The sequence below is a fragment of the Marinobacter maroccanus genome, assembly GCF_002933275.1.
GTDB classification, from domain to species: Bacteria; Pseudomonadota; Gammaproteobacteria; order Pseudomonadales; family Oleiphilaceae; genus Marinobacter; species Marinobacter maroccanus.
On record NZ_PSSX01000013.1, the window covers coordinates 90,671 to 114,783 of the forward strand.

Annotated in this window: 27 protein-coding genes; 15 read left to right on the forward strand and 12 right to left on the reverse strand. The window is 53.8% G+C overall.

Going from position 1 to position 24,113, the window contains the following annotated elements; translation table 11 throughout:
• Nucleotides 1-9 precede the first annotated feature (9 nt).
• Genes merP through merA form a run of 3 tightly spaced genes read left to right on the forward strand, consistent with a single transcriptional unit; the run spans nucleotide 10 to nucleotide 1,965 of the window.
• Nucleotides 10-312: a mercury resistance system periplasmic binding protein MerP gene (merP, locus tag KEHDKFFH_RS14235; RefSeq protein ID WP_104322512.1), complete on the forward strand. Its 303-nt coding sequence runs from the start codon at nucleotides 10-12 to the stop codon at nucleotides 310-312.
• The gene (merF, locus tag KEHDKFFH_RS14240; RefSeq protein ID WP_104322513.1) at nucleotides 309-569 is read left to right on the forward strand and encodes a mercury resistance system transport protein MerF; all 261 of its coding nucleotides are present in this window, start codon (nucleotides 309-311) and stop codon (nucleotides 567-569) included. Before merP ends, merF begins: the two co-directional genes overlap by 4 nt.
• A complete protein-coding gene (merA, locus tag KEHDKFFH_RS14245; protein ID WP_104322514.1) occupies nucleotides 559-1,965 on the forward strand; it encodes a mercury(II) reductase in 1,407 nt (468 codons plus the stop codon). Before merF ends, merA begins: the two co-directional genes overlap by 11 nt.
• Here merA and KEHDKFFH_RS20080 read toward each other — a convergent pair.
• A complete protein-coding gene (locus tag KEHDKFFH_RS20080; protein WP_146084216.1) occupies nucleotides 1,925-2,305 on the reverse strand; it encodes a hypothetical protein in 381 nt (126 codons plus the stop codon). The two genes, merA and KEHDKFFH_RS20080, sit on opposite strands and share 41 nt — an antisense overlap.
• A gap of 510 nt (nucleotides 2,306-2,815) precedes the next feature.
• Here KEHDKFFH_RS20080 and KEHDKFFH_RS20235 point away from each other — a divergent pair.
• From KEHDKFFH_RS20235 to KEHDKFFH_RS14255, 3 genes are all read left to right on the forward strand, one after another.
• Nucleotides 2,816-2,965, forward strand: coding sequence for a hypothetical protein (locus KEHDKFFH_RS20235; RefSeq protein WP_192875788.1), 150 nt, complete (start codon nucleotides 2,816-2,818; stop codon nucleotides 2,963-2,965).
• 416 nt (nucleotides 2,966-3,381) lie between these two features.
• Nucleotides 3,382-5,115, forward strand: coding sequence for a ThiF family adenylyltransferase (locus tag KEHDKFFH_RS14250; protein WP_104322515.1), 1,734 nt, complete (start codon nucleotides 3,382-3,384; stop codon nucleotides 5,113-5,115).
• A 12-nt stretch (nucleotides 5,116-5,127) separates the two neighbouring features.
• Complete coding sequence (locus KEHDKFFH_RS14255; RefSeq protein ID WP_146084217.1) at nucleotides 5,128-5,622, forward strand: Mov34/MPN/PAD-1 family protein; 495 nt, start codon at nucleotides 5,128-5,130, stop codon at nucleotides 5,620-5,622.
• Nucleotides 5,623-6,030: 408 nt separating this feature from the next.
• Here KEHDKFFH_RS14255 and KEHDKFFH_RS14260 read toward each other — a convergent pair whose 3' ends face one another.
• Nucleotides 6,031-7,020, reverse strand: a complete 990-nt coding sequence (locus KEHDKFFH_RS14260) for a zinc-dependent alcohol dehydrogenase family protein (RefSeq protein ID WP_104322516.1) — start codon at nucleotides 7,018-7,020, stop codon at nucleotides 6,031-6,033.
• A 182-nt stretch (nucleotides 7,021-7,202) separates the two neighbouring features.
• Between KEHDKFFH_RS14260 and KEHDKFFH_RS14265 the strand changes: the two genes are divergently transcribed.
• Nucleotides 7,203-8,096, forward strand: coding sequence for a LysR family transcriptional regulator (locus KEHDKFFH_RS14265; protein WP_104322538.1), 894 nt, complete (start codon nucleotides 7,203-7,205; stop codon nucleotides 8,094-8,096).
• A gap of 86 nt (nucleotides 8,097-8,182) precedes the next feature.
• On the forward strand, nucleotides 8,183-8,401 hold the full coding sequence (locus KEHDKFFH_RS20240) for a hypothetical protein (RefSeq protein WP_192875790.1): 219 nt from the start codon (nucleotides 8,183-8,185) through the stop codon (nucleotides 8,399-8,401).
• On the opposite strand, the gene KEHDKFFH_RS20590 is transcribed toward KEHDKFFH_RS20240, so the two are convergent.
• The 4 genes from KEHDKFFH_RS20590 to KEHDKFFH_RS14285 form a co-directional block, all read right to left on the reverse strand.
• Entirely contained in the window at nucleotides 8,331-8,489 is a 159-nt protein-coding gene (locus KEHDKFFH_RS20590) for a hypothetical protein (RefSeq protein ID WP_422385695.1), read from the reverse strand. The genes KEHDKFFH_RS20240 and KEHDKFFH_RS20590 overlap by 71 nt on opposite strands.
• Nucleotides 8,490-8,594: 105 nt before the next feature.
• Nucleotides 8,595-9,047, reverse strand: a complete 453-nt coding sequence (locus KEHDKFFH_RS14275) for a PaaI family thioesterase (protein WP_104322517.1) — start codon at nucleotides 9,045-9,047, stop codon at nucleotides 8,595-8,597.
• Between the two features lie 351 nt (nucleotides 9,048-9,398).
• The gene (locus KEHDKFFH_RS14280; protein WP_104322518.1) at nucleotides 9,399-9,983 is read right to left on the reverse strand and encodes a 2-hydroxychromene-2-carboxylate isomerase; all 585 of its coding nucleotides are present in this window, start codon (nucleotides 9,981-9,983) and stop codon (nucleotides 9,399-9,401) included.
• A gap of 13 nt (nucleotides 9,984-9,996) precedes the next feature.
• Nucleotides 9,997-10,737, reverse strand: coding sequence for an SDR family oxidoreductase (locus tag KEHDKFFH_RS14285; protein WP_104322519.1), 741 nt, complete (start codon nucleotides 10,735-10,737; stop codon nucleotides 9,997-9,999).
• Nucleotides 10,738-10,837: 100 nt separating this feature from the next.
• Between KEHDKFFH_RS14285 and KEHDKFFH_RS14290 the strand changes: the two genes are divergently transcribed.
• A complete protein-coding gene (locus KEHDKFFH_RS14290; protein ID WP_104322520.1) occupies nucleotides 10,838-11,329 on the forward strand; it encodes a winged helix-turn-helix transcriptional regulator in 492 nt (163 codons plus the stop codon).
• 188 nt (nucleotides 11,330-11,517) lie between these two features.
• Here the strand turns inward: KEHDKFFH_RS14290 and KEHDKFFH_RS14295 are convergent, their stop codons facing one another.
• The 5 genes from KEHDKFFH_RS14295 to KEHDKFFH_RS14315 form a co-directional block, all read right to left on the reverse strand.
• On the reverse strand, nucleotides 11,518-13,554 hold the full coding sequence (locus KEHDKFFH_RS14295; protein WP_198412787.1) for a TonB-dependent siderophore receptor: 2,037 nt from the start codon (nucleotides 13,552-13,554) through the stop codon (nucleotides 11,518-11,520).
• 267 nt (nucleotides 13,555-13,821) lie between these two features.
• Nucleotides 13,822-14,649: an ABC transporter ATP-binding protein gene (locus KEHDKFFH_RS14300; protein ID WP_104322522.1), complete on the reverse strand. Its 828-nt coding sequence runs from the start codon at nucleotides 14,647-14,649 to the stop codon at nucleotides 13,822-13,824.
• Nucleotides 14,646-15,686 carry a FecCD family ABC transporter permease gene (locus KEHDKFFH_RS14305; protein WP_104322539.1) on the reverse strand — a complete coding sequence of 347 codons (1,041 nt, stop codon included), beginning with the start codon at nucleotides 15,684-15,686 and terminating at the stop codon, nucleotides 14,646-14,648. The genes KEHDKFFH_RS14300 and KEHDKFFH_RS14305 overlap by 4 nt, the downstream gene beginning before the upstream one ends.
• Nucleotides 15,686-16,726, reverse strand: a complete 1,041-nt coding sequence (locus KEHDKFFH_RS14310; protein WP_104322523.1) for a FecCD family ABC transporter permease — start codon at nucleotides 16,724-16,726, stop codon at nucleotides 15,686-15,688. The genes KEHDKFFH_RS14305 and KEHDKFFH_RS14310 overlap by 1 nt, the downstream gene beginning before the upstream one ends.
• Nucleotides 16,723-17,661, reverse strand: a complete 939-nt coding sequence (locus KEHDKFFH_RS14315; RefSeq protein WP_241956517.1) for an iron-siderophore ABC transporter substrate-binding protein — start codon at nucleotides 17,659-17,661, stop codon at nucleotides 16,723-16,725. Before KEHDKFFH_RS14315 ends, KEHDKFFH_RS14310 begins: the two co-directional genes overlap by 4 nt.
• A 146-nt stretch (nucleotides 17,662-17,807) precedes the next feature.
• On the opposite strand from KEHDKFFH_RS14315, the gene KEHDKFFH_RS14320 reads away from it, so the two are divergent.
• Nucleotides 17,808-18,365, forward strand: coding sequence for an MSMEG_1061 family FMN-dependent PPOX-type flavoprotein (locus tag KEHDKFFH_RS14320; RefSeq protein ID WP_104322525.1), 558 nt, complete (start codon nucleotides 17,808-17,810; stop codon nucleotides 18,363-18,365).
• Between the two features lie 236 nt (nucleotides 18,366-18,601).
• Here KEHDKFFH_RS14320 and KEHDKFFH_RS14325 read toward each other — a convergent pair whose 3' ends face one another.
• Entirely contained in the window at nucleotides 18,602-19,555 is a 954-nt protein-coding gene (locus tag KEHDKFFH_RS14325; protein ID WP_104322526.1) for a GlxA family transcriptional regulator, read from the reverse strand.
• A gap of 144 nt (nucleotides 19,556-19,699) precedes the next feature.
• Here KEHDKFFH_RS14325 and KEHDKFFH_RS14330 point away from each other — a divergent pair, with 144 nt between their 5' ends.
• The 5 genes from KEHDKFFH_RS14330 (at nucleotide 19,700) to KEHDKFFH_RS14350 (ending at nucleotide 24,000) form a co-directional block, all read left to right on the forward strand.
• A complete protein-coding gene (locus KEHDKFFH_RS14330; protein WP_104322527.1) occupies nucleotides 19,700-20,578 on the forward strand; it encodes an MBL fold metallo-hydrolase in 879 nt (292 codons plus the stop codon).
• Between the two features lie 43 nt (nucleotides 20,579-20,621).
• Nucleotides 20,622-21,164, forward strand: a complete 543-nt coding sequence (locus KEHDKFFH_RS14335; RefSeq protein WP_104322528.1) for a cysteine hydrolase family protein — start codon at nucleotides 20,622-20,624, stop codon at nucleotides 21,162-21,164.
• Between the two features lie 453 nt (nucleotides 21,165-21,617).
• On the forward strand, nucleotides 21,618-22,511 hold the full coding sequence (locus tag KEHDKFFH_RS14340) for a dihydrodipicolinate synthase family protein (RefSeq protein ID WP_104322529.1): 894 nt from the start codon (nucleotides 21,618-21,620) through the stop codon (nucleotides 22,509-22,511).
• A gap of 55 nt (nucleotides 22,512-22,566) precedes the next feature.
• Complete coding sequence (locus KEHDKFFH_RS14345) at nucleotides 22,567-23,172, forward strand: LysE family translocator (RefSeq protein WP_104322530.1); 606 nt, start codon at nucleotides 22,567-22,569, stop codon at nucleotides 23,170-23,172.
• Between the two features lie 471 nt (nucleotides 23,173-23,643).
• Nucleotides 23,644-24,000, forward strand: coding sequence for a hypothetical protein (locus KEHDKFFH_RS14350; protein ID WP_104322531.1), 357 nt, complete (start codon nucleotides 23,644-23,646; stop codon nucleotides 23,998-24,000).
• Nucleotides 24,001-24,113: the final 113 nt, after the last annotated feature.

Sequence of the window (24,113 nt, forward strand, 5' to 3'; positions counted from 1 at the left end):
ATCTTGTTCATGCGTAAACGGTTGGTTCTTGCCTTGTTTCTTGCGTTGCTCAGCCTGCCCGCCTGGACTGCGTCTCAAACAGTGACGCTTAAGGTACCTGGCATGACCTGTTCCGCGTGTCCGATCACCGTCAAGCTGGCTCTAAATAAGGTGGAAGGGGTCTCGCAAGTTTCCGTGAGCTACCCAGATCGAGAAGCCGTCGTCACCTTTGACGATGCGCTCACTTCCGTAAAGGCACTCACCGAGGCCACGAGCGACGCTGGCTACCCCTCCACTCCCACGGCTTCAGAGGCGACCCCGGAGGGGCGATGAAGAATCCGAAGAACCTGGTCAGGGTTGGCATAGCAGGGACTATTCTGGTTGCACTATGCTGCTTCACACCGATTCTGGTCATTCTGATGACCACCGTGGGACTGGCCGCTCTGACGGGCTATCTCGACTATGTGCTTCTCCCGGCACTGGCGGTATTAATCGGCCTTACGGTCTATGCGTTCTGGCGGAAAAAACACTATGACGCCAGCTACGAGAGCAATTCCAAAGCTCCAAGGAGTTTCCCGAGTGAAAAATGACAACAAACTGCATATTGCGGTAATCGGTAGCGGCGGAGCCGCCATGGCGGCTGCCTTGAAGGCAACAGAGCGCGGTGCCCGCGTCACCCTGATTGAACGTGGAACTGTCGGCGGCACCTGCGTAAATGTTGGCTGCGTGCCCTCGAAGATTATGATTCGTGCAGCACATATCGCGCACCTACGAAAAGAAAGCCCGTTTGACGCGGGCATCAGTGCTGCGGCTCCTGAGGTAGACCGAGCGAAACTGCTTCAGCAACAGCAGGCACGAGTGGAGGAGCTGCGTGACACCAAGTACGAAAAGATACTTCGAGAACACAAGGACATCACAGTCGTTAACGGTGAGGCCCGGTTTGTCGATAAAAATAGCCTGCTAGTCACCTTAGCTAAGGGCGGCGAAGAACCGGTTCAATTTGATCGCGCGTTTATTGGAACCGGAGCCAGACCGGCAGAGCCGCCAATAACGGGGCTGGCAGACACTCCTTACCTGACATCAACCAGTGCCTTAGCGCTGGATACCGTTCCCAAACGGCTGATCGTGATTGGTGCCGGTTTCGTTGCCCTGGAATTGGTTCAGGCGTTCGCCAGACTCGGCAGCAAGGTTACCGTTTTGGCCCGGAGCCGTTTGTTGTCCAGTGAAGATCCAGCGATCAGCGAGGCCATAGCGGGAGCATTTAAACGAGAAGGGATTGAGGTGCTTCGCCAGACCTTGCCCAGCAACGTGGACTATAGCGACAACGAGTTCATCGTCGAGACGCCTGCCGGCATCTTGCGAGCCGACCAACTGCTGGTGGCGACCGGTCGAACGCCTAATACCGAGGCCCTGAACCTGGCGAGCATTGGCGTGGAAACCTCACACGGCGCAATTCAGGTGGATGAGCATCTGCAAACCACTGTCCCCGAAATATACGCTGCCGGAGACTGCACCAACCAACCGCAGTTTGTCTATGTCGCCGCTGCCGGAGGCAGCCGGGCCGCCATCAACATGACGGAAGGCAAGGCCAAACTCGACCTCAGTGCCATGCCGGGAGTCATGTTTACCGATCCTCAGGTCGCCACTGTTGGTTTCACCGAGGCTGAGGCTCTTAAACAGGGCTATAGCGTGGACACCCGACTACTCGACTTGGCAAACGTGCCGCGTGCACTGGTCAACTTTGACACCCATGGATTTATTAAAATGGTGGCAGAGCCCAGCACAGGCCGTTTGCTCGGGGTGCAGGTTGTCGCAGCGGAAGGTGGTGAAATTATTCAAACGGCAGTGATGGCGTTACGAGCAGGTTTGACCGTTCAGGAAATCGGCGATGACTTGTTCCCTTATCTGACCATGGTTGAAGGACTCAAGCTCTGTGCGCAAACGTTCACCAAGGATGTAAAACAGTTGTCCTGCTGTGCCGGATAAATGATGTGAGCACGGCTTTAAGCTCTGGTGATGGGTGCCTAATGACCAATCGTTCCGATGCCATATCTTGCACGACCATCATTGAAAGAGCCTCATGGCCGAGCACGTGGATCATTACCTGACTGCCCAGGTTGTCCTTTGCTGTGGCAGCCAGTTGGCTACTTCCACTTGGTGTAAGTTTCAGCCAAATATCCCCCTCAGAGATAACCGCAGCTTCAATGGCCTCGCTGGTTAAATTAACCGTCAGGCCTTCGCTCTCTTGAGCGTTCACGGGTTGCGATTGGACGCTGCAAGCAGCCCCGATAATCACCAGGGTGAAAACACACAGTCTTAGTAACATGGATTGAGTGGCATCCCTTCAGTCCAAGTTGATTCGACACCATATGAAACGATGAATGCATCAGATTTTGTTAATACTTCACCTACTTGAACTCGTTTTCAACTCGTTTAGAACCTAACCAGTCTAATGGTTCAACGATTCTGGACAGGTCAGCAGTTTGATTAAATACTTGCTATCGACCCGCATCCCAGGCGATACCTAAACAAAGACGAATATTCAAGACCCTCACTTTGAGGACGGCTTCTGGTTGTCCCAAATCAATGGCTTTGCCAAAACCCTGGCAGGGCGATTGTTGCCAATCATAGACAAGGAGTAATTTGTGGGCAGTTGCAAGTCTCTTTCGTTCCGGACGCACTGTCAGGGCAACGCAAAGCTCAAGTGATATGTGTATTTATACAGCCTGTATGCTTGAACAGTTTCAGGTCAGGGTGTAGGCTGGTTTCGTGTACAGAAAATGTACACTGATCGGTCAGAATCCTAGAATGTTCTTACCCATGAGGAGACTTCAAGATGGCTGTCAAGCATACACCAACAGGTGAAGTTCACAGCGGTAACAAAGGCGGTAAAACTGGTTGCGGTTTCGATACCCGTGACAACCCAAGCCACAGGGTTTCATCGCATGAAAGGATCACTTGCGGCAAAAACGGCTGCAAAAATTGATTCTTACATGGTTTGCTCCTGATACAGTTAGCTTGAGATGAAGTCAAACGGGGGGCAAACCAGGTTAACCAGCAATTCAATTCAGGAGGTAATTTCCAGATTCTTTTGGTTAATGGCAATGTCCATCGACAGGCGTTCGCTCACAAGTTCAAATGCTGAAAGTCTTTAGGAAGGTGTAGTATTCAAAAGCAGTCAAATCACTATATATGGACGCGAAATTATTGAGCACAACTACATATTGATCTAGCCTTTAAGATGCATAGTAAATAATGTAAAAGCTAGCAAGGAGGAATTATGAGCGGTAAAGACGACGCACCTGGACAAAATAAGTCACCCGGACGGCCAGAGAATCCCGGTGATCCGCAGGGGCCGAAAGATCCCCCTACGCCCGGCAAGGGAAGAAAGGTAGGTTAAACATGAAGTGGTGGGAACGCTGGCCTGATCGCTTCGACCATGAAATGAGGTGTCTGAGCGCCCATGGCCTTGGTCCTGTGGACACCTCCACGGCTGAAGAAATGGAAGCTGGGTATCGATCTATTGTGATTGATTATCCGTTTGTGGACGGCCAGCCGATTCCCGTCTCGATCAAATTCCCTCCCGAGTATCCTTTCTTCATGGCGTTCGCCTTTCTTGATCCAAACATGATGCTTCTACGGCGACATCAAAATCCGACAACTGGTGAACTGTGCCTATTGAATGCGGGACAAAGTTGGCAGCCCAGTCATTTGATGGGCGATGAGATTATCACCATGTTGCCTAAGATCCTGAAAATTCACGAAGACCCGCATGGTCCATACGCGAAGGAGCAGGAGGTAGAGCAGGGCGAACCATTGACCGGCTACTTTACTAAAGACAATGGCTCGTTCCTTTTGATCGAGGACATGGAGATCCCTGAAGACTTCTCTCACGGTACATTCGAGGCAAGCATCCTTGCCTCTGACCGCAATGGATCACGCTACGCTCTCACAAAAGTCATCAATGCCCTGGACGGCCAATCTATCACGGCCTCTAAAAAACTAATCCAATCCCTTAAAGGCTACCCAATACAGAGAGGGAAGTGGAGGCGCTTGGAGATTGGGTTAGAAAATGCTCCTAAGAATGAAAGGGATTTTTCCACTCTGGCGGCAAAAATCGACTGGCATACGTGGCATACATTCGAGAGGCAGCAACGAACTTCGAAAGATCTTCTGCTTGCGTTATTTCAGGAGGAAGTACAGCAGGGGACTTTTGCGGATGCTTGGCTTGGAATTCAGTTGAGAACGGTCTTTAACCACAGTAGAGGTAAAGGCAAAAAGAAGGGCGGATCGTCTAATAAACAAGGTCAATTTGTATTTGGGGCCCGATACGACACGAAGACTAGATGGGCGAGATCACCCGAGCTACAAGCCTTGGAAGACACGCATGTTTGCCTCGTGGGGGCGGGGATGCTCGGCAGCCCCATCGCACTTCAGCTTGCTAGGGCGGGTGTCGGCCGACTATCTATCGTGGATCCAGACTATGTGGAGCTGGCCACTATCATCCGTTATGGCCTCGGGGCCGACTACGCAGGAAGAGCAAAAGTCGAAGCCCTGCAAGACTATATTCGACAGAACTATTTATTTGTCCAGGTAGATCCGATCCAGTATCGGCTTGGTGTCCCGTTCCCCGGTGAACGTCATAATCACAAGAAGTTTCTTGCCGCTGTCGAGGCAGCCGATCTTGTCATTGATGCAGCCGCTGAAAAAAACGTCAGCTACTACCTGAATGATCTGTTGTTCTCGTTAGGGAAGCCCTGGATGACTGTTACTACCCGACCAGGGTCGTGGGGAGGGGAAACCTGGATCATGCAGCCCGGGGGGCCATGCTGGTCGTGTCTGGAGGCTCACAATAACGATGAGTCCCTGCCGATGCCGAACGGGGATGCGGATCGAGGCCTTCAAGTCGGGGGATGTAGCCAGCTCACGACCACAGGGAACGGATTTGATGCCGATATTTATGCATTGAACACGGTGCGAGCGGCGATTGGCTTGCTGACACCGGATGACAATGGGTATCCCTCGCCCAACTGGAACGCCATGGTCATGAATCTAAGAGGTGAGACGGGCGACTACATTGGGCCAGAATTCACTCCGTATACTATGCCTTATCATCCGAGCTGTGACTGCAACTAGAGTGGCGGATACGTGACCGAAACGGTCTGGATCCAGGAGTCAGTTCGAGCAGACCTGCTACGGTATCGGACGGAAGTATTTCCCTTGGAAACCGGTGGAATCCTGCTGGGGTACACCAATGAAAACAATAATATACGTTATTGGGTGATAACCGCGGCAGCAGGACCTGGTAAATTTGCGGAACACGGCCGGTACCGCTTCACGCCCGATGATGATCACCATATCAACGAGGCCAAAAGGCATTATTATCAAACCGGTGGCCATGAGTATTACATTGGTGATTGGCACACACACCCGAATGGCTCTTGTCTCCCAAGCGTCTTGGATAAAGTGACCCTCTATCGTAATGCCAGGCGGTCTGATCATCTCGGATTCCTTTCTCTCATGCTGATCATTGGCGGAGAGATTGAAGCAGCCGATTACGGTGCTTACATTCACGCCTGGAGTCCCAATGTGTTCAGGATTATGAGAAAAAGCAGAACGCTGAAACCTCGCTTCTTCAAGTGATTACCTACGCGAAAATATTTGACACACTTAGCCCGCAGTGATTAGAGCCGGAAGCGATGGCAGTTACCCCAATTGCTAGCGCCAGAGCACCGGTATTCGGTGGAATCCAGCTCATAGGCGAGTCTTCTTTCAGTATTCGACACCCCTGCCAATCGGGTCGAGACTTAGAATGAGCGCCACAGGGGAAGTCCAAACCGCTATACGTCGGCGTTATCGCTCGGTCTGAATGTTCGCTCTGCGACTGTCCCGTATCCCTGGGAATAAAGCGAACATTTCAGAGCCACCCACTTACAGCCATTTTTCATGTTCATCGTCTTGTCTGGTCTGGTCTTTGACGCTGGTCACCCAGCCCTCGCCTTGAAAGCTCGCTCATTCGCTAGGAGCGGGTGCCAGCCTCAATTTTAATGATCAAACAGTCACTACAATTTTTCCAATCTGCTGATTGGCTTCCAGAAACCTATGTGCTTCCTGTATCTCGTCCAGCGCAAACGTTTTTGCGATGAGTGGACGGAGAGCTCCAGATTTCAAACCCTCTAGAATAAATGCTTTGCCTCGCGCGAGAGCTTCAGGGTCTGCAACGATTTCTGCATAAAGGTAGCCCTTGAGAGTCAGGCTCTTCCCCAAAACGGTAAACAGTGGGAACGGGGTTGGCTCGGTGCTCAGCGCACCATATTGCAGAAGAATGCCGCTTCGGGCCATGCTCTGTGTGAGTGGCTCGAAAGCTGGGCCACCAACAGGATCGAATACTACGCGGGCACCTTGCCCGTTAGTTAACGCCATGACTTGCTCTACGATATCTTCTTCATCGCTGACAATGACATGAGTTGCTCCAGCATCCAGAAGCGCTTGTTTCTTTGCACGAGTGCGGGTAATCGCTATTGGTGTAGCGCCGACCATGCGAGCCATCTGGAAGGCAGCAAGGCCGACGCTACTGGAAGCGGCAGTGACCAGAACAAAGTCGCCTTCCTGCAGTTGCGCCTGCTCAATAAGGGCGCCCCAGGCCGTAACGTACTGCATCCAGGATGCAGCGGCCTCTTCGAAGGACAGGTTCGCTGGGTTCTTGACCACAAGGTGAGCCGGCACATTGGCCAATTCGCCGTATGTACCCCAACGGGCAATATCCAGTGGGGGAATCAAGGCGACGGAATCTCCCACCTTGATATCCGTTACCTCGCTACCAACGGCCGTTACAAGGCCTGCGGCCTCGTAGCCAAGACGACTTGGAAAGTCGGCCTCTTGCAGGTAAGCGTGATTACGAAACATCACTTCGGCGCGGTTCAAGCCAATGGCTTTAACACCAATTTGGATCTCGTCTGCTGCCGGTGCATGTACGTCCAATTCTTCCAACTTGAGGACGCTAGCGTCACCGTATTCATGGATTCTTACAATTCGTGCCATTGAGGTTACCTCTTTCGTCGTTAAGGCCAGGCAAGAGGGTACATCGGGCAGTGTGGTGAGAATATTTCTCATATATTCGTCACTGGTTCCGTACGCTCTCATAATGCAAGTGACAATTTAGAGGTTGCCAGGCAATGGATAAAGCCCTATGTTGGCTCAAGATTAGAAACATGGGTTTTATAATGGATCGCCTCTCTCAAATGGCTACGTTTGTCAAAGCCGTGGAGTTGGGATCTTTCAGTGCCGCTGCTGACGACCTCAAAATGTCCCCCCAACTGGTTGGCAAGCAGGTGAAGATGCTTGAGCAGCACCTGGGAGTCTCTCTGCTGAATCGCACGACACGTAGGCAGAGTCTCACCGATTTCGGCCGGACATTTTACCAGCGCGCAAAGATGATCCTGGCAGATATGCAAGCTGCAGAGAGCTTAGCTGCTGAGGCCCGTGGTGCACCCAGCGGCCGCTTGCGGATCAACGCCCCCGTCACCTTTGGCAATCATGCCCTGTCCCCGCGTCTTCTTGAGTACATGGTCAAATACCCACAGGTGTCACTGGACCTGACACTGTCGAACGAACTGGTCGACGTGGTTGATGACGGTTACGATGCCGTGTTTCGGATCGGTGTGCTGCAAGACAGTGGCCTAAAGGCAATTCCGTTGGTGCCCTATCAGCTCGTTCTGTGCGCCGCTCCGTCCTATCTGGAGAGGTGGCCCCCGATCAACACACCATGGGATCTCCAGCAACATGAATGCCTCGGCTTCGGCTACTCCGATGGTCGTTCGAGCTGGAGTTTTGACGGTCCTGAGGGACGGATAGATGTACCAATTACAAGCCGATTAACCATTAATCAGGGTGACCCCTTACTGGCGGCCGCCGTAGCTGGACTAGGTGTTATTCTGCAGCCACTAGAATTAGTCGGGGAGGCGCTGAGAAATGGGACTCTTGTGAGGCTACTTGGTCAATATTCTGTGCCTGCGTCGCCGTTGCACATTTTATACACCCCAGACCGCCGGATGACTCCTAAACTACGCAGCTTCCTGGATTTCTCCGTAGTGACATTCGGAGATCGAAATAAATGATATTGATCTGGCTTGATTCTCCTTGGGGCGGTCGACTCGGCTAAACAAAAGCGAACATTCGTAGCGATGGTTGGAGTGATGAGGATGTGTTCATCCCCGGCAATGGCAAGTGGATTCCGCTGGCGATGACGGTGAATTATCTGGCGAGGCCAAAACAGATCTGCGTGCGATTGCAGACGGAGACGGTGTTGATCAGGACGTCGACATTGATTGGGATGGCGCCAAGCGTTTTTCTTAAGCTTGGCCGCCGCACCAACGGTGGTGAGATCCGCTGGCTCGACGTGACATTCGATGCGATGTGCTGAGCTCATCAGCCAGCTTTTTCAGGGCGTCAATTCGCCGAGCCGTTAAAACAAGGTTATCACCTTTCTTCGCGTATTCCTGGGCAAACACCTTGCCGAGACCACTTGAGGTGCCTGTGATGAGGGCCCATTACTTTATATCTCTCATACCGTCGGTTCTCCATGTGTCGGTTCAACTCCAGGCAACAACCAGATTTCAGGATTGGCGATCCATGACGAGCAGGGTCGACGTTGCGGACGCCAGAAGTCGGTCATTGCCATCAACAAGACGCGCCTCCGCGAAGGCGGTGCGCCGGCCCATCGTGACCACGGATCCGATGGCTCGCACCGTACCGGTTTCGGTCGTCATGCCACGGTGGTAGGCGGTTTTAAGTTCCAGGGTCGTGTAAATCTGGTCAGCTCTGAGTTTTGAGTGGACGGCACAGCCACAAGCGCTGTCGAGCAACGTTGCGGCAAATCCGCCGTGTATGCTGCCGATGGGGTTATAGGCATGAGGGCCCGGTTCGGCTTCGAAAACAGCGTGGCCGTCATCAACTTCGACAAGACGGAACTTGAGTGTTTCGCCAATCGGGGCGCCGTTCCCGTTAGCCAGCATTGCCTGGAGTTGTTCGAGCCCGCTAAGCTTGGGATGGATATTATTTACGTTCATAGAACCGCTCTCCTGAATCAATGAAAGGCCTATTTGTTAACGCGCTTGAGCAACAGAATGCTGCGCGTTTCCAACAAAGGCGACTTAAAAACATGCTGATGACAACTTTCCTTTGGCGTGACCGGATTCGACACAGTTGAAAGCCTCTTTGGTCCAAGCGAAAAGAAACGTTCGATCGAACATCGGGCGAATCGAGTCGTCGCTCTCTTGTAGAGATCGATAACGAATGCCTTCATGAAAGTGCACGGATCTGTCGGCGCTCGTGGCCCGCGGCAGAAGATTGCGCGCGAAATTTTAGTTCACAAGCTCAAAACTGGCGCGCATTAACCCTTCCTTTTCAGTGTCTGACTGCTACTGGAGGGCTTTTTCCACCCAGTCCAACCGATCCTGACCAAAGAACATTTCGTTCTCAACAAAGCAGGTAGGTGCGCCAAAAACGCCCCGAGAAACCGCTTCCTCTGTTGTCTGCTTAAGGCGTTCCTTCACCTCCGGGTTATTCCAGAGGGTCAGCACTTCGGATGGATCAAACTCCGCATCACTGAGCACCTCAGACACAACCTCCGGGTCGTTAAGATTCTTCTTGTTCACCCAGAGAGCGGCAAAGATGATGGAGAGGTAGTCCTGAAATCGTGGGCTATGGAGGTAACAGGTAGCTCCACGCATCAGTTGGAGGGTATTGATCGGGAAGTGTGGATTGAACTCAAACCGGACGTCGTATGCTTTGGCGAAGCGATCAAAATCCACCGCTGTGTATCGCCCTTTGGCGGGAATAGTCATCGGGGACTGATTGCCAGTCGCCTTGAATACACCGCCCAAAAGCATGGGCTTCCAGTTGATCGTGGCGTTGTGCCGGTCTGCCAGAGCAGGCAACTGTGTCCAGGCAAGGTAGCTGGCAGGGCTGCCAACGTCGAAGTATACGTCAATGGTTTTGCTCATGATTTTGTCCTTCTCAGAAAGTTTCCATCCAGGGGCGCAGGTCCAGCTCGTGCGTCCAGGCGTCCCGGGGCTGGCAGTGGATTTGCCAGTACTGTTCTGCGATGTGCTCGGGATTGAGTATGCCGTCCTGCTCCTTTCGGGCGTACATGTCGGGGAAATTGTCCCGGATGAAGTCAGTATCAATTGCACCGTCGATAATCGGGTGGGCAACGTGAATGCCTTTAGGGCCAAGTTCTCTGGCCATACTCTGTCCCAGTGCGCGCAGGGCGAATTTGGCCCCTGAAAATGCGCTGAAACCGCTGCCTCCGCGAAGTGAAGCGGTTGCGCCGGTGAAAATGATGGTGCCTTTGTTTCTTGGCAGCATGGCTTTGGCGGCCTCTCGGCCGGCCAGAAACCCGGCTAGAGCGGCCATTTCCCAGACCTTCCTGTATACACGTTCGGTAGTCTCCGTGATCGAATAACGGACATTGGCGCCGATGTTGAAGACCATGACTTCAATGTTGCCAATCTGTTGCTCTACATGCTTGAACAGCTCAACCATGGCATCTTCGTCACGGGCGTCGCATCCAAACCCGTGAGCCTGCCCACCCTCGGCTTCGATAGACTCCAACAGCGAGTCCAGTGCTTCCCGGTGACGGCGTGTAACCACGGTGATATAACCTTCCCGGGCAAACCGCTGGGCAATGGCCCCGCCGGTTGCATCGCCAGCACCAATAACGACCGCTACGGGGGGCCTCTTTTGTGATTCGTTCATGCCGCTTCTCCTGGGTTCTTTTTTGGAACCTGAATAGGTTGAGTTCCTTTTTGGAACCTGTCAAGTTATTCTTCCCGGGCGTATGGAGGAGGTGAGTGCTATGAAGTGGGATGATCTGGACAAACAGCCATGTTCGTTGGCCCGAGCCCTGTCCGTGGTTGGAGACCGATGGACCCTGGTGATACTGCGGGATTGCTTTCTGGGTGTGCGGCGTTTCGATGACCTTGAAAAACGCCTGGGTATTACCCGCCATGTGCTGGCAGACCGCCTGAAGAAGTTGGTGGAGCACGGTGTTCTGTACAAGACTCCCTATCAGCAGAAACCGGTTCGGGAAGAATACCGGCTAACAGAGAAAGGGCTGGCACTTCACCCAGTTGTCATGGCGTTGGTTCATTGGGGTGACCAGCATATGGCAGATGAGCGCGGGGCGCCGATCGTCCACGTGCACAAGCAGTGTGGTCAGTTTATGCAGCCTGTGACTGTGTGTTCCTGTTGCGGCGAGCCGGTGACTGCACGGGATATCCGGGTTGAGGTGGGCTCCGGGTGGCAGGATCGTTCGAGTGAGTTGATACCTGAAAAAGACTGTTGCTAATCATGACGGGTTTCGTTGGTATTTTCGGGGAACCTCACATTTACTGGGTTAGAGCTCAATTGGATAAAGCTCAATTTCTCCAGGGAACTGTTGGTCTATCCGCCTAACTGTCCGCTTTGCGACCCTTCGGAATCCCGAGTAACCGAAGGACAAGCGCTGCGTCTTAGAGTTACTCGGGATATCTTTACTTACCAGTTATAACTCAGAGTTGCAGTGATTTTCCGGCCAGGATTGTAATAATCAGCAGTGCCAGAACCGACGACGTGCTGCTCGTCAAGCAGATTGCTGACGTTTACAGAAAGCTCGGTCGCTTTTGCGAGCTGATAGGCGAAGGCTGCGTCAAAGAGCGTGGCAGCCTCACTTTTGGCTGTGTTGGCGGCATTGAAGTAATAGGAGCCGATATACCGGGCGCCCAGCCCAAAGCTCATACCCATGTCCGCCAGGGTATAGTAACTCCAGAGTGAGGCCGTATGTTGCGGCGCGACAGCGAATTCGTTGCCTTCAATAACCGTGCCGTCCCTTAGCGGATTACTGCGAACAACCTCTGAATCCATATAGGAATACCCGCCCGTCAGATCCAAGTTGTCGGTCAGCTCAGCCCTAGCTTCCAGATCCAGGCCACGCACCCGGGACTCGCCAATGGTTTCACTTTCGATGGTTCCATCAGATTGGACAACCCGGATGCTGACATCCTTTTTGGTCAAGTCGTACACGGCCGCTGAGAAGAGGGCGTTGATAGCAATGGGAGAATACTTCACGCCCAGCTCATACTGTTCACCGCGCTCAGGCTTCACTCCGATCGAAGGCGGCGCAACGGATTCAACCACGCTCACGTAGGTCGAAAACTCATCGTTGACTTTGAAGGTCAATGCGCCCCGAGCCGAAGTTTCTGAGAAGTCGTCTGATTCGGTGAGTCCGCTCATGTTTGTGCTGGACAAGTCCAGTGAATCGTTACGAAGCCCGGCGGTCACGATATAGCGGTCGTAAAACGCCAGGTTCTGTGTCAGAAAGACCGATTTGGTCTTGTAGTCCTGCTCATTGTCGCTGTAGACGTTAAGGTTGCTCGGGCCGCCGCTATAGACAGGGTTCGCCACATCGATCGAACTCGCATTTCCGTAAAACGAACTGTCCTCGCTTGACGCATCGCGATATTCGACACCGACCAACGTGCTGCTGTCGACACGATCGAAACGGGCGTCGTATTGCACAATGGCATTACCAATCAACTCTCGGGCCTGGCTGTTGGTTCCGAAATAATCCCGCTCAACAACCGTACCTGTTCGCCCGGCGAAGTCCGTCAGATAGACGTAACCGAAGTCGTCACTCAGATCACTGTAACGCAGGTTGCCCCGAAGGGTCAGCCCATTGTTGAAATCATGCGTGAGGAGTGTGGTCACGCTGGTGCGCTCCACGTCATGGTAGTTGAAGCTGGGTTCACCGAAGAAACTGCTGCGATCGTATTCCCGGTCCAGAGGATAGCCACCACTGTTCGGCGTATTGTCGCGGTTCAGATAATCGACGATCAGCGTAGCCGATGTATAGGCTGTCGGCTCCCAGGTCAGGCCACCCATCACAAACTGGTCGTCATCTTTGGAATAATCGTACTCGCGTTCGCTGTCCTTGACCTTACCGGTGAAGCGATAGGCAAGCGTTTCGCGATCATTGAGAGCGCCCCCGGTATCAAGGCCGGCCTCTTTATGATCAAACGAGCCGTACCGCACGTAACCTTCGCCGAAACGCTCAAACTTTGGCTGCTTGCTCACGAAGTTTACCGACCCGCCCGGGTCTGCCGGGCCGAACAGTGTAGAATTGGCGCCGCGCAGGACTTCAACTCGCTCATAGGCGTACGGCTCTTCGCGGACGCCGCGCATGGAGCCAAGTGTCAGGCCGTCACGATAGGTCGTCGCCTGAAACCCGCGAATCTTGAAATAATCATTACGGTCGTCCGTCCCGTAAAAGTCGGTAACTATCCCCGGTGAGTATTGCAACACTTCCTCAGTGGTCGTCGCGTTCCGTTGCTCGATTTCTTTCTCTGTAATGACTGAGACAGAAGCGGGCGTATCAAGGAGGCTGGTGGCCACTTTACCGCCCACCCAGAGTTCCTGCGCAACAACACTGTTGGCGTCGTCATCGGCGGGAGCCTGAGCATTTACAATCAGAGGGGTGAGCCGGAACACCTCCTCTTCACTGGTCTTATTACTTTCATCTTGCGCATTCGCGCTCATTGGAAAAACGACCAGAGGGCCGCAGCACACAAAGGCGGCGGCTGCGCGCTGCCACCCTTTGCGGGACGCACCAGCCGGGGTCTTGCTATGAGTCATATTTGACATCCTTGATGGTTAGAAGTCTCAGCCACTCGCCGTCTTATTCTTGTTACGAGTTGTTGTTACAAGAATTTTATATTCTCTGTTGGCAGAATCTTGATGTCAATGCGAATCTAACTCATTTATTTTACTATGCGCAGATCTGGCGTGAATGCCGTCCTGATGGACTCAGACCTTATGAGATTCCGGTCGACCCTCCGCCAACCGATGGCGTCCAATTGGCAACATCATGGGTGAACCCGAAATCGGATCCCGGACAACCTGGCTCCGCAGGCCAAAAACGGAAAGAATGGTCTCTTCATTGAGGACATCCTCGGGTTGACCATGGGCATACAATCGTCCTTTTGCCATTGCAACGAGGTGGTCGGAATAACGCGCGGCCAGATTGAGATCATGAAGGACCATAATGATGGTGATACTGCGTCGGTGGTTCAGATCTGTGAGCAGATCCAGCACCTCCACCTGATGGCTGACATCCAGAAAAGTGGTTGGCTCATCCAGCAGCAACACATCCGTTTCTTGTGCCAGCGCCATCGCGATCCAGACCCGCTGCCGTTGTCCGCCCGAGAGCTCATCCACTTCCCTGTCGGCCAGATCAGCGGTTTTCGTCACTTCCAACGCATTGGCTACGGCTTCGTCGTCACGCGGGCTCCAGCGAGACATCAGTCCGTGATGAGGGTGGCGACCACGGCTGACCAGATCGGCAACGGTGATTCCTTCAGGGGTCACCGGTGACTGCGGTAACAGGCCCAGCGTGCGGGCCAGTTCGCGGGTCGGGCACTGATGCACGGATTTACCATCTAGCAAGACTTGCCCCCTGCTGGGCGCCAACAATCGGGACATGGTTCGCAGTAGCGTCGACTTGCCACAGGCATTGGCTCCGACAATCGAGGTGATGCGGCCGGGAACAATGGCCAGATCAAGCCCATCGAGAATCGTGCGATCGCCGTAACCGGCGGACAGGTTTTCAACAATCAGACGATGTGTGTCGGTCACAGTGAGCCTCCTTTTCGGTTCACCCGGATAATCAGATAGATCAGATAGGGGGCGCCGAGGGCGCCGGTGATTACACCGACCGGATACCGGCTTGGCAACAGGAACTGCCCGATGTAATCGCCGATCAGGACCAGGGCCGCGCCGATCAGTGCGGAAGGAATCAGAAGCGACCCGTTCGTGCCGACAATACGCGCTGCGATTGGCCCTGAGAGAAAGGCGACAAAAGCGATGGGGCCGGTCACTGCGGTTGCAACGGCAATCATGCCAACTGCACAAACCATAATGGTGATGCGAGTCAGGTTGACCCGGACACCGAGCGCCGAAGCCGCGTCATTACCCATGCGAAGGGCTTCAAGGTCGCGCCCCCGGGATAGCAAAATGCCACCAAAAGACAGGAGCGCCACCAGCACGGGCACAGCTTGTTCCAGTTGCGCCGCGTTGACGCTGCCGGTCAGCCAGCGCATGGCTTCCTGCAAATCCCATTCAGGAGCGCGGGCCAGGATATAAGCGATGAAACTTTCGATCATCGCGGCTACGCCAATGCCGATGAGGATGAGTCGTGTGCCTGCCACGCCGTTCTTGAAGGAAAGCCCATAAACCAGCAGAGCAACTCCGAGCCCAGCAATCACTGCAAACACCGACACCGCCGCACCGTTCATCTGCAGAACTACTATGGCAAAAACGGCGGCGGCACTTGCGCCGGAACTGACACCTATAATATCCGGGCTTGCCAACGGATTACGCAGCATGATCTGGAAGGCCACGCCACCCAGCCCAAAACTCATACCCACCAGCACCGACAAAACCGCCCGGGGCAGACGCAAATGCTCAACCGTAAAGCTGGCGCCGGGGACCTTCTCTCCCATCAAAACGCGCAGCACATCCTGGGGTGGTGTAAAGGACTGGCCCAGCATCAGTGTCAGGGCAACGACGGCGATCACAATCAATGCGAATACGGCGACGATGCTATACCAGGTTCGGGCTCGGCGCTGCCGTCCCGCCTGGACCTGGCTGAGGATTCGGTTATCGCCTGCCATCATAGCTCTCGCACCCTCTGCCGCCGGACAATCCAGATAAAGAAAGGCGCGCCAATGAAGGCCGTGACCACGCCGACCTCAAGCTCACTCGGTCGGGCAAGGAGGCGTCCGGCCACATCGGCGAGCAGCAACAGACTGGCGCCACTGAGCGCGGAAAATGGAAGCAGCCAGCGGTGATCCACACCCACCAACAGGCGACACAGATGCGGCACGACAAGCCCGACAAAGCCAATTGGTCCGCAGGCCGCCGTTGTTGCGCCACACAACAGGATCGCACCCAGCCCCGCCATCCCCCGGGCCAGCGCAACCTTTTCACCCAGGCCCACCGCCAGATCGTCCCCGAGGGCCAGGGTATTCAGTTTTCGGCTTGATAGCAGGCTGATCACAAAACCCACTGCCAGAAACGGGAGGACTAACTGGATCGTGTCAAAGGTCGCACCGCCGACCCCACCGATTTGCCAGGATCTCACTCCACCGGCGATGTCGTTTCTGGGCAAAACTACTGCAATGGTGAAGCTGGACAAAGCAACCGACGTCGCAGCCCCCGCCAGCGCAAGTTTGAGCGGGGTTGCCCCACCACGCCCCATCGATCCGATGGTGTAGACAAAGACAGCCGTCAGACCGGCACCCAGGATGGCCGTCCAGACGTACGCATACGCCACACTCATGCCAAACCAGGCCAGGCCGATGACTACCGCCAGCGAGGCGCCGATATTCACACCCAGGATGCCGGGATCGGCTAACGGATTACGGGTCACGCCCTGCATGACCGCTCCGGCAAGACCTAATGCGCTGCCGGCAATAACCGACAGGACGGTACGCGGAATCCGCATGGCCACGGCCGCCTGATCAACACTGTTAATCTGGCCCTGCACAGCAGTAAAAACGTCTTGCCAAGGCACCTGGCGCGTACCAACTGAGATAGACAGAAGGCAAAGTGTTGCAAGAAGCAGGACCAGTGCAACCAGCCACGCGGATTTCACAAGGTTGTTGCGGTAAATCGCAGATAATCCGCTCTTGGATTCTGGCTGCCCCATCATTCAGACTTGCGGGCAGCTTCTGCCAACGCCGCGACATAATCGTCAAGCACCCAGGGAATAGACAGGGGAGTCGGATTGGCGGCTGTGGCAACCGGCCCACGGCCCAGTACAACGATGGCTCCGCTCTTGATGGCAGGCATCCGCGACGTCAGCGGATTGGACCTCAGGGGTCCAAGAAGTTGTTCACTGCCGTAGGTCACAAAGATATCGACATCGTTGAATAAGTCGATTTTCTCGATACTGACCTCACCGGAATATTGGCCTTGACCGGTTACCTGCTTGACGCTGTCCGGCGTGTGCATCCCGAGATCCTCAAAGAAACTCACCCGCGTGTCGTTCGCCGAGTAAAAACGCATGATACTTAGATCGGTGGGGTCAAGATGGGTGATGAACATGGCTGACTTTCCCCGGATTTCGGGATACTCCGCAACGCTGTCAGCGATCTGCGCCTCAAGTCTTGCGATCAGAGCATCGCCTTCGGCAGCCATTCCCAGCCCAGTACTGTTTATGCGGATCATCTCACGCCAGCCTGTTGACCACGGTGAGTCGGGATATGCGACGACCGGCGCAATGAGGCTGAGTGTGTCGTAATCCGCCTGACTCAGCCCCGAGTAGGCTGCAAGAATGACGTCAGGCCGGGTTGCCGCGACCGCTTCAAAATCAATGCCGTCGCCTTCGTCAAAGAGCACTGGCGTCTCCGCGCCCAACTCCCTTAACCGTGCACTGACCCAGGGCAGCACGCCATCACCATCGTCATCCCCGAATCCGGCCGACGCAAAGCCAACCGGTACGATTCCCAGAGCAAGCGGTACTTCATGGTTGGCCCAGGCAACCGTGGCAACGCGTTCGGGCGTTTCATTAATCACGGTGGTACCAAACGCGTGTTCGATGCGAATCGGGAAGGATTGGCCAGTGTCGCGGGGAAAACCCGACACGGGAAAGAGCAGCAAAACGAAAAGCAAAAACGGCACAGAACTCGGGACGAATCGGGCGATGGTTAGCATAGTAATCGGTCAGAATTGGTTGACGGGATTCGAAACTTAATGTAAACGACTCTTTTTCTCAAATAGAGTGGCGCATTATGAGTGAAATTCGGTCGATAGAACAGTTGAATGAGGTGTATTCTCAACCGCGGGATATTGTCAGACAAAAAGTCAGGCCGACTCTAGACACCTACACTACCCGGTTTATTGAACACAGCGCATTCGCCCTGTTGTCATCCATCGATTCCGATGGCTTCACAGACATATCCCCGAAAGGCGGTGTACCAGGTTTTATAAAAGTGGCAGACGATCGCACACTCCTTATCCCGGATGGCGCTGGCAACAATCGGGTGGACAGCCTAAGGAACATTCTCTGTAATCCCGGAGTGGGCCTGCTATTTATGGTCAATGGCGTAAATGAAGTTGTGCGAGTCAAGGGGCGCGCGAGTATTCACCGGGATGAGGAACTTTTCCGGCTGTGCCCGGACGGCGAAAAAGCACCCAAGGTGGTTATCAAAGTCTGTATTGAAAGCGTCTTCTTTCACTGCCCGAAAGCGCTCACTGTTGGGAAGCTGTGGGAGGACGACTATCGGGTGGAACGCTCTTTTCTCCCATCTCTAGCTGAGATCGTTAAAAGCCAGGTTGGCTCGGAGTAACGGATTGACAACTCCTTGATTTCCCAAACACTGGATAACTGTGTGAAGTACAGATTTTCAAATTCCAGCGGTAACCACACGGACGATATCCGCTTGTTTTTTTGTCGCCAGTAACCGCTTTTCTCAACGAACTCGTACCAGGAAGGATATGAGCCATAGTTGAGACTGCGGCTAAACAAAAGCGGACATTAGTCGCTCCCCTTCAGTGTAACATCGCTGAACTGGTGACTGGATTATCAGGCCACATCTCCGAAGGTCCTGCGCCAGTCCCGGGGGCTCACGTGGTGACGCTGCTTGAAATGCTGCCGGAACGAAGTTGCGGTATGGAACCCGATTCTTTCCGAGATAGCTTCCACAGACAGTGACGTGGTTTCCAGCAGTTCCCGACCTTGTCGAAGCCGTTCACCCACCAACCACTCCATCACCGTCATGCCCGTTGCCTTCTGAAAGTGGCGGGTGAAGGTTCGCCGGCTCATATTGGTGCGGGCAGCCAGATCACCGATTGTGTGGTTTTCGGCCAGATGTCCCCGCAGGTAATCCAGCAGCCGGTTGATGTGCGCGTCTTGGGTGGACATCGCGACCGGCTGTTCGATGAACTGGGCCTGGCCGCCTTCCCGGTGCGGCGGAACCACCATAAGGCGGGCAAGGGTATTGGCGGTCTTGGCACCGTAATACTCCCGCACCAGAAACAGGCAGCAATCCAGCCCCGCCGCTGTGCCAGCGGAGGTGACCAGCCGGTCATCCTCCACATAGAGCGCGTTGGTATCCAGATTCACCTGTGGAAACCGCTTTAGGAAGTCCTGCTCCGCCAACCAGTGGGTTGAGGCCCGTTTGTTATCCAGCAACCCCGCATAGGCCAATGCATAGGTGCCGTAGCAAAGGCCCACCACATGAGCACCGCGCTCATGGCGGCGGAAAAGAGCTTCAGACAACTCAGGGGGTGGTGCTTCGTTCAAATCATGCCAGCCGGGTACCAACGCAATATCAACCGCATCCAATAGTTCCAGCCCACCATCCGGCTGCACGGTCATGGCCCGCTCGGATGCCAGGGGCTTTCCGTCCGGGGTGATAAGCAGCAACTCGAACAACGGGCCTTCGGGCAGGGCAATGCTGAACACCATGTAGGGCACGGAGAAATGGAAGGGGCTGAATTGTGGGTGAAGGATAAGGCCGACTCTAGGTAGTGCCACGATGTCACTCCTGAGGTTCATTTAACCTGATGATAACTGCTTGGCCCAATTCTTTCGATCATTGTCTTTCAGGTCAATATTGCTGGTGATCAGATCTCCGTAGACTTATTCCATCAACGAACACTCTATTGGAGGATGAATACCATGTTGATTAAAACCTTTGCTGGCGCTCTGGTGCTGGCTTCGACCGTTTTTACTGGCGCTGCTTTCGCGGAACCTGGCACTCAGGCATCCAGCCACCAGATACAGCAAATCCGTAATGCCACCATCAAGGTCAGCTACGGAGAAACAACTTTTCTGATCGACCCTATGCTGGCGGATCAAGGGGCTTACCCGGGCTTTCAGAACACTTATCGAAGTGAGCTGCGCAACCCGCGGGTGGGCTTACCCATAACGGCAGAGGAGGTCATCGAGGGTACTGATGCGGTGATTGTGACCCACACCCACCTGGACCACTGGGACGATGCTGCGCAAAAGCTGTTGCCGAAAGACCTTCCCTTGTTTGTGCAGAACGCGGCGGATGCCGAGATGATCCGTTTGCAGGGCTTCAAGGATGTGCGCATTCTGGATGGTCAGGCTGAGTTTGGCGGCGTGACACTCCACAAAACCGGCGGGCAGCACGGCTCCGATACCCTCTATGCCATTCCTGAGCTGGCCAAGGCGCTGGGTGAAATCATGGGCGTGGTTTTTGAGGCCGAGGGGCAGGAAACCACCTACGTGGTAGGCGATACCGTATGGCGTGATGAAGTGGTGCAGTCGCTGGAGCGCTTCGAGCCAGATGTTGTTGTGCTGAATGCCGGTGCAGCAGAATTCACCGGCTTTGAGGGCGACCCGATCATCATGGGCAAAGAAGATACCCTGCGAGTAAACCGCGCGTTACCGGATGCAGACATTGTCGCCGTGCATATGGAAGCGGTGAACCATATGACCCTGAGCCGCGAAGATCTGGCAGAGTTCGTCGAGAACGAGGGTATTGCCCGACAGGTTTTGATACCGGCGGATGGTGAGATTCTTTCTTTCTAAACCTACACACCAGAAACATGTGACCAAATTGAGGAGTAGTCTGATGAGCAAGCGAGCCGTTATTGTTGTCGATATCCAGAATGAGTACTTTGCCTCCGGCAAACTGCCGCTGGTGAACATTGAACAGGCTGCCTCCAAGGCTGCACAAGTGATAGACGCAGCGCGTCAGAACAAAGACCTACTGGTGCATGTCCACCACGAGTTCCCGGACCCGAACGCGCCTGTGTTCACGCCGGGTTCAGACGGCATCAACATCCACGAATCCGTGGCACCGAAAGGCGATGAGCCGGTTATTCTGAAGAATTATCCCAACTCATTCCTGAAAACCAACCTGAAAGAGCTGCTGGATTCCAGCAATATTGAGGAAGTGGTGGTGATCGGTGCCATGAGCCACATGTGCATCGAAGCCACCAGCCGCGCGGCTGCAGACTTTGGCTACAAGGTTACTGTGCTGGAAGATGCCTGCGCCACGATGGATCTGGAGTTCAACGGTATGACCGTGCCTGCGGCCCAGGTTCATGCCACGGCTATGGCGGCTCTTGGATTTGCCTATGCGAGTGTCCAGTCCACCCGGGATTACCTGTGAAGATCCTGCTCTTCGGGTCTGTCGGGTGGTTGCTATCGTAAACTGAGGCCGACCGGCTAGAAACATTTCAGCCGGTCGTTTCAGTGGTATCGTTCGGCCCGGATCTATTGCTGGACGACCTCATTTGTTGAGTGCAGATTCCAAAAATCTGCACGTTCGCTTCGCGACCACCAGTGCTTTCTGGATTTGGCGAAACATGCCAACCACTCAGAGCGATCTGAGTTTGTAGCGCACCTTCAGGATGACAATCTGGGATGCCTATCATTGCTCCTCATGGGAAAGATTTTTCGTCGAATGACACTCAATCGCCAGCCAGGCCTGTAAGTCGTTGGTAGTCCAGTCTCTGGCAAGCGGCATTTGAATTAGCATATGGGCACTAATCGGCCTCTGTTCTGATAGGCTGGCTTTAAAGGGTAAGACATCCGTCTGTTCCATGATTTCGGAGGATTCATCATGTTTTCGGGCCTCAGCGCATTTCCTTTAACCCCTATGAGTGAGCAAGGTATAGACGAGGCGGCATTTGTTCGATTGATCGAACAGCTCGTTACTGCCAACGTTGATTCAATAGGCGTGTTGGGCTCGACTGGAAACTATGCCTATCTGACCATGGACGGGCGTGCACGTGTCGTAAGACTTGCCATTGAACACGCAGGGGATGTCCCTGTGATGGTAGGTATCGGTGCGCTGCGTACGCGCGATGTACTTACGCTGGCCGAGGATGCCGAGGTAGCTGGTGCCTCCGGGGTACTGCTGGCGCCAATGTCCTATCAGAAACTGCTTCCAGACGAAGTTTTCGGGCTCTATAAAACCGTAACGCACGCACTGTCGGTCCCGCTTTGTGTTTACGACAATCCCGGCACTACTCAGTTTATTTTCAGCGACGAGCTTCACGGACAAATCGCGCATCTTCCGAACGTGGCGTCCATTAAGATTCCCGGAGTGCCTGAGGACCCGACTGAAGCAAGGTCGCGGGTTGAAGCGCTTCGAGCACGCATTCCATCAAATGTCAATTTGGGGGTAAGCGGAGATGCCTTCGCCGCGACCGGTCTGAATGCCGGATGTGACGCCTGGTACTCAGTGATCGGGGGCGTGTTTCCCGCTACAGCACTTGCGATTACCCGCGCAGCTCAGGCCGGGAACGCGCAGGAAGCGACACGTTTATCGAAACGATTACAGCCCTTATGGGAATTGTTCAACGAATCTGGAGGAAGCTTGCGGGTTGTTGCGGCTGCTGCAGAATTGCAGGGACTTGCCGAGCCCCCGTGTTTACCGCTGCCGCTCAAAACCCTGGATAAAGAGGGGCGTCGACGACTCGCTAACTTGATTGATGAACTGGATTTATCATGAGGCAAATGGCGCTCCACGACGGTCAATACAACGGGGTAAAAGCGGAGGGTTTTGAGTGGATTGGGGACTTTTAATCACTTTCGCTACAACCTTCGCGTCAATCCTGGCTCTGCCTGGGCCGAACGCTGCATTTGCCGTAGGACAGTCCCTTAGGTATGGCGCACGAAAGTCGCTGGCAGTCGCAGTGGGTTTTATGCTTGCAACCTGCGTCCACGGGATACTCGTGTTATCCGGACTGGGCGTACTGATACAACGCTGTGCAGGTGCACTGGTATTGCTGAAGTGGTGTGGGGTTGCTTATCTGGTGTATCTCGCCCTACAGGCGTTCAGGTCCGGGGTAAATATTGTAACCGTTTCCTCTCAGACAATGACCGTAAGCAAAATGATGCTAAGCGCAATGGCAGTCTCACTGACAAATCCTAAAGCACTGTTGGCGAGTCTGATGATCTACCCGCTATTCATCACGTCTTCCGGCACTTATATCTCTCAAGCGTTAGCATTGATGACAGTCGCAATGGCGATTTCTTTTTCCATATACGCGACCTACATAGTGGGAGCATCCAAGCTGGGCAAGCATTTGCGGAGGAGCGAATGGGCCAATAAGATCGTTGCGTCGTTCTATTTGGGTGCAGCTGGTGTGTTGGCTTCCAAATCAACATAACTCAAAGCGGGCCCTTCGGCCTTTGATCTGAATGTCCGCTTTGCGACCAGAGCACACTCCGAACTCAGCTAAACAAAAGCGAACATTCGCCCGCCTAGGATCGACTATGGCGCTTGGCACCATAGGAATACCTGGCAAAGCGCCAGCGCGCCGAAAACGCGAATCAGCAGTGCAACTGAAACAGGGATGTTTACAAAGTCGCCTGTGCAAAGATCTCTCACGCGAACTATATTATGAGGAGCGATGCCAACCTTAAACTGCCAATTCGCCACAATGCCTTCAGTACTCCCCGGACGTTTTCTATGAAACAAGTACTAATTTTTATCGTCGCACTCTTCTTAATCTTTGCGTTGGTTACCCAAGGCGGCCGGGTTGATATTGGCGCTGCGGGATTTATCGCAGTGCTAATAGTGAGCTTTCTAATATCAAAGTATGCCCCCAAACTTTTTGAGAAAGCTGAGGGAAATCGAAGTGAGTGAAGAGAACGCACGATTTCGATACAGAACAATATTTAGAGGTGTTTTGATCCTAATCGGTGCCGTGCTCATTTCGGCCCCACAAGAGGGCTCAGCGCAGCCAGTCAGAAAAGAGGAGGCAATGTATAATGCACTTGCCAATCCTGAAGCCCGAAAAATGCTAAAAAGAGAAATACAAAGCTGGTCGCAACAGCAGGAAGCTGCATTCAAGCGAGAGTTGGAGAACAGAATCGAGGCTGAGTTCATATCAAACCTCCCGATGATGTTGAATGAATATACAGCTTGGAATGATATGAGAATTTCAAATAATCGCTTATATTTGACGGTCCAGTTTTCTGACGTGAGGCTGTAAACCAAATTGTGTAACTGCCCACGACTGAGTAATCTTTTCAAAAGGATACCATCGTGGGTACGCAATTGGACCAAGAAAAACTTAAAGCTATGGCCGCCGAGCTGGCCAAGGAC

Coding starts and splice junctions, on each gene's coding strand:
- KEHDKFFH_RS20080 (WP_146084216.1), bottom strand. CDS start 2,305: ATGTTACTAAGACTGTGTGTTTTCACCCTGGTGATTATCGGGGCTGCT.
- KEHDKFFH_RS14280 (WP_104322518.1), bottom strand. CDS start 9,983: ATGAGCAAAACCATTGACGTATACTTCGACGTTGGCAGCCCTGCCAGC.
- KEHDKFFH_RS14260 (WP_104322516.1), bottom strand. CDS start 7,020: ATGGCACGAATTGTAAGAATCCATGAATACGGTGACGCTAGCGTCCTC.
- KEHDKFFH_RS14290 (WP_104322520.1), top strand. CDS start 10,838: ATGAAGTGGGATGATCTGGACAAACAGCCATGTTCGTTGGCCCGAGCC.
- KEHDKFFH_RS14305 (WP_104322539.1), bottom strand. CDS start 15,686: ATGGCAGGCGATAACCGAATCCTCAGCCAGGTCCAGGCGGGACGGCAG.
- KEHDKFFH_RS20235 (WP_192875788.1), top strand. CDS start 2,816: ATGGCTGTCAAGCATACACCAACAGGTGAAGTTCACAGCGGTAACAAA.
- KEHDKFFH_RS14320 (WP_104322525.1), top strand. CDS start 17,808: ATGAGTGAAATTCGGTCGATAGAACAGTTGAATGAGGTGTATTCTCAA.
- KEHDKFFH_RS14275 (WP_104322517.1), bottom strand. CDS start 9,047: ATGAACGTAAATAATATCCATCCCAAGCTTAGCGGGCTCGAACAACTC.
- KEHDKFFH_RS14250 (WP_104322515.1), top strand. CDS start 3,382: ATGAAGTGGTGGGAACGCTGGCCTGATCGCTTCGACCATGAAATGAGG.
- KEHDKFFH_RS14310 (WP_104322523.1), bottom strand. CDS start 16,726: ATGATGGGGCAGCCAGAATCCAAGAGCGGATTATCTGCGATTTACCGC.
- merF (WP_104322513.1), top strand. CDS start 309: ATGAAGAATCCGAAGAACCTGGTCAGGGTTGGCATAGCAGGGACTATT.
- KEHDKFFH_RS14295 (WP_198412787.1), bottom strand. CDS start 13,554: ATGAGCGCGAATGCGCAAGATGAAAGTAATAAGACCAGTGAAGAGGAG.
- KEHDKFFH_RS14335 (WP_104322528.1), top strand. CDS start 20,622: ATGAGCAAGCGAGCCGTTATTGTTGTCGATATCCAGAATGAGTACTTT.
- KEHDKFFH_RS14265 (WP_104322538.1), top strand. CDS start 7,203: ATGGATCGCCTCTCTCAAATGGCTACGTTTGTCAAAGCCGTGGAGTTG.
- KEHDKFFH_RS14285 (WP_104322519.1), bottom strand. CDS start 10,737: ATGAACGAATCACAAAAGAGGCCCCCCGTAGCGGTCGTTATTGGTGCT.
- merP (WP_104322512.1), top strand. CDS start 10: ATGCGTAAACGGTTGGTTCTTGCCTTGTTTCTTGCGTTGCTCAGCCTG.
- KEHDKFFH_RS14340 (WP_104322529.1), top strand. CDS start 21,618: ATGTTTTCGGGCCTCAGCGCATTTCCTTTAACCCCTATGAGTGAGCAA.
- KEHDKFFH_RS14330 (WP_104322527.1), top strand. CDS start 19,700: ATGTTGATTAAAACCTTTGCTGGCGCTCTGGTGCTGGCTTCGACCGTT.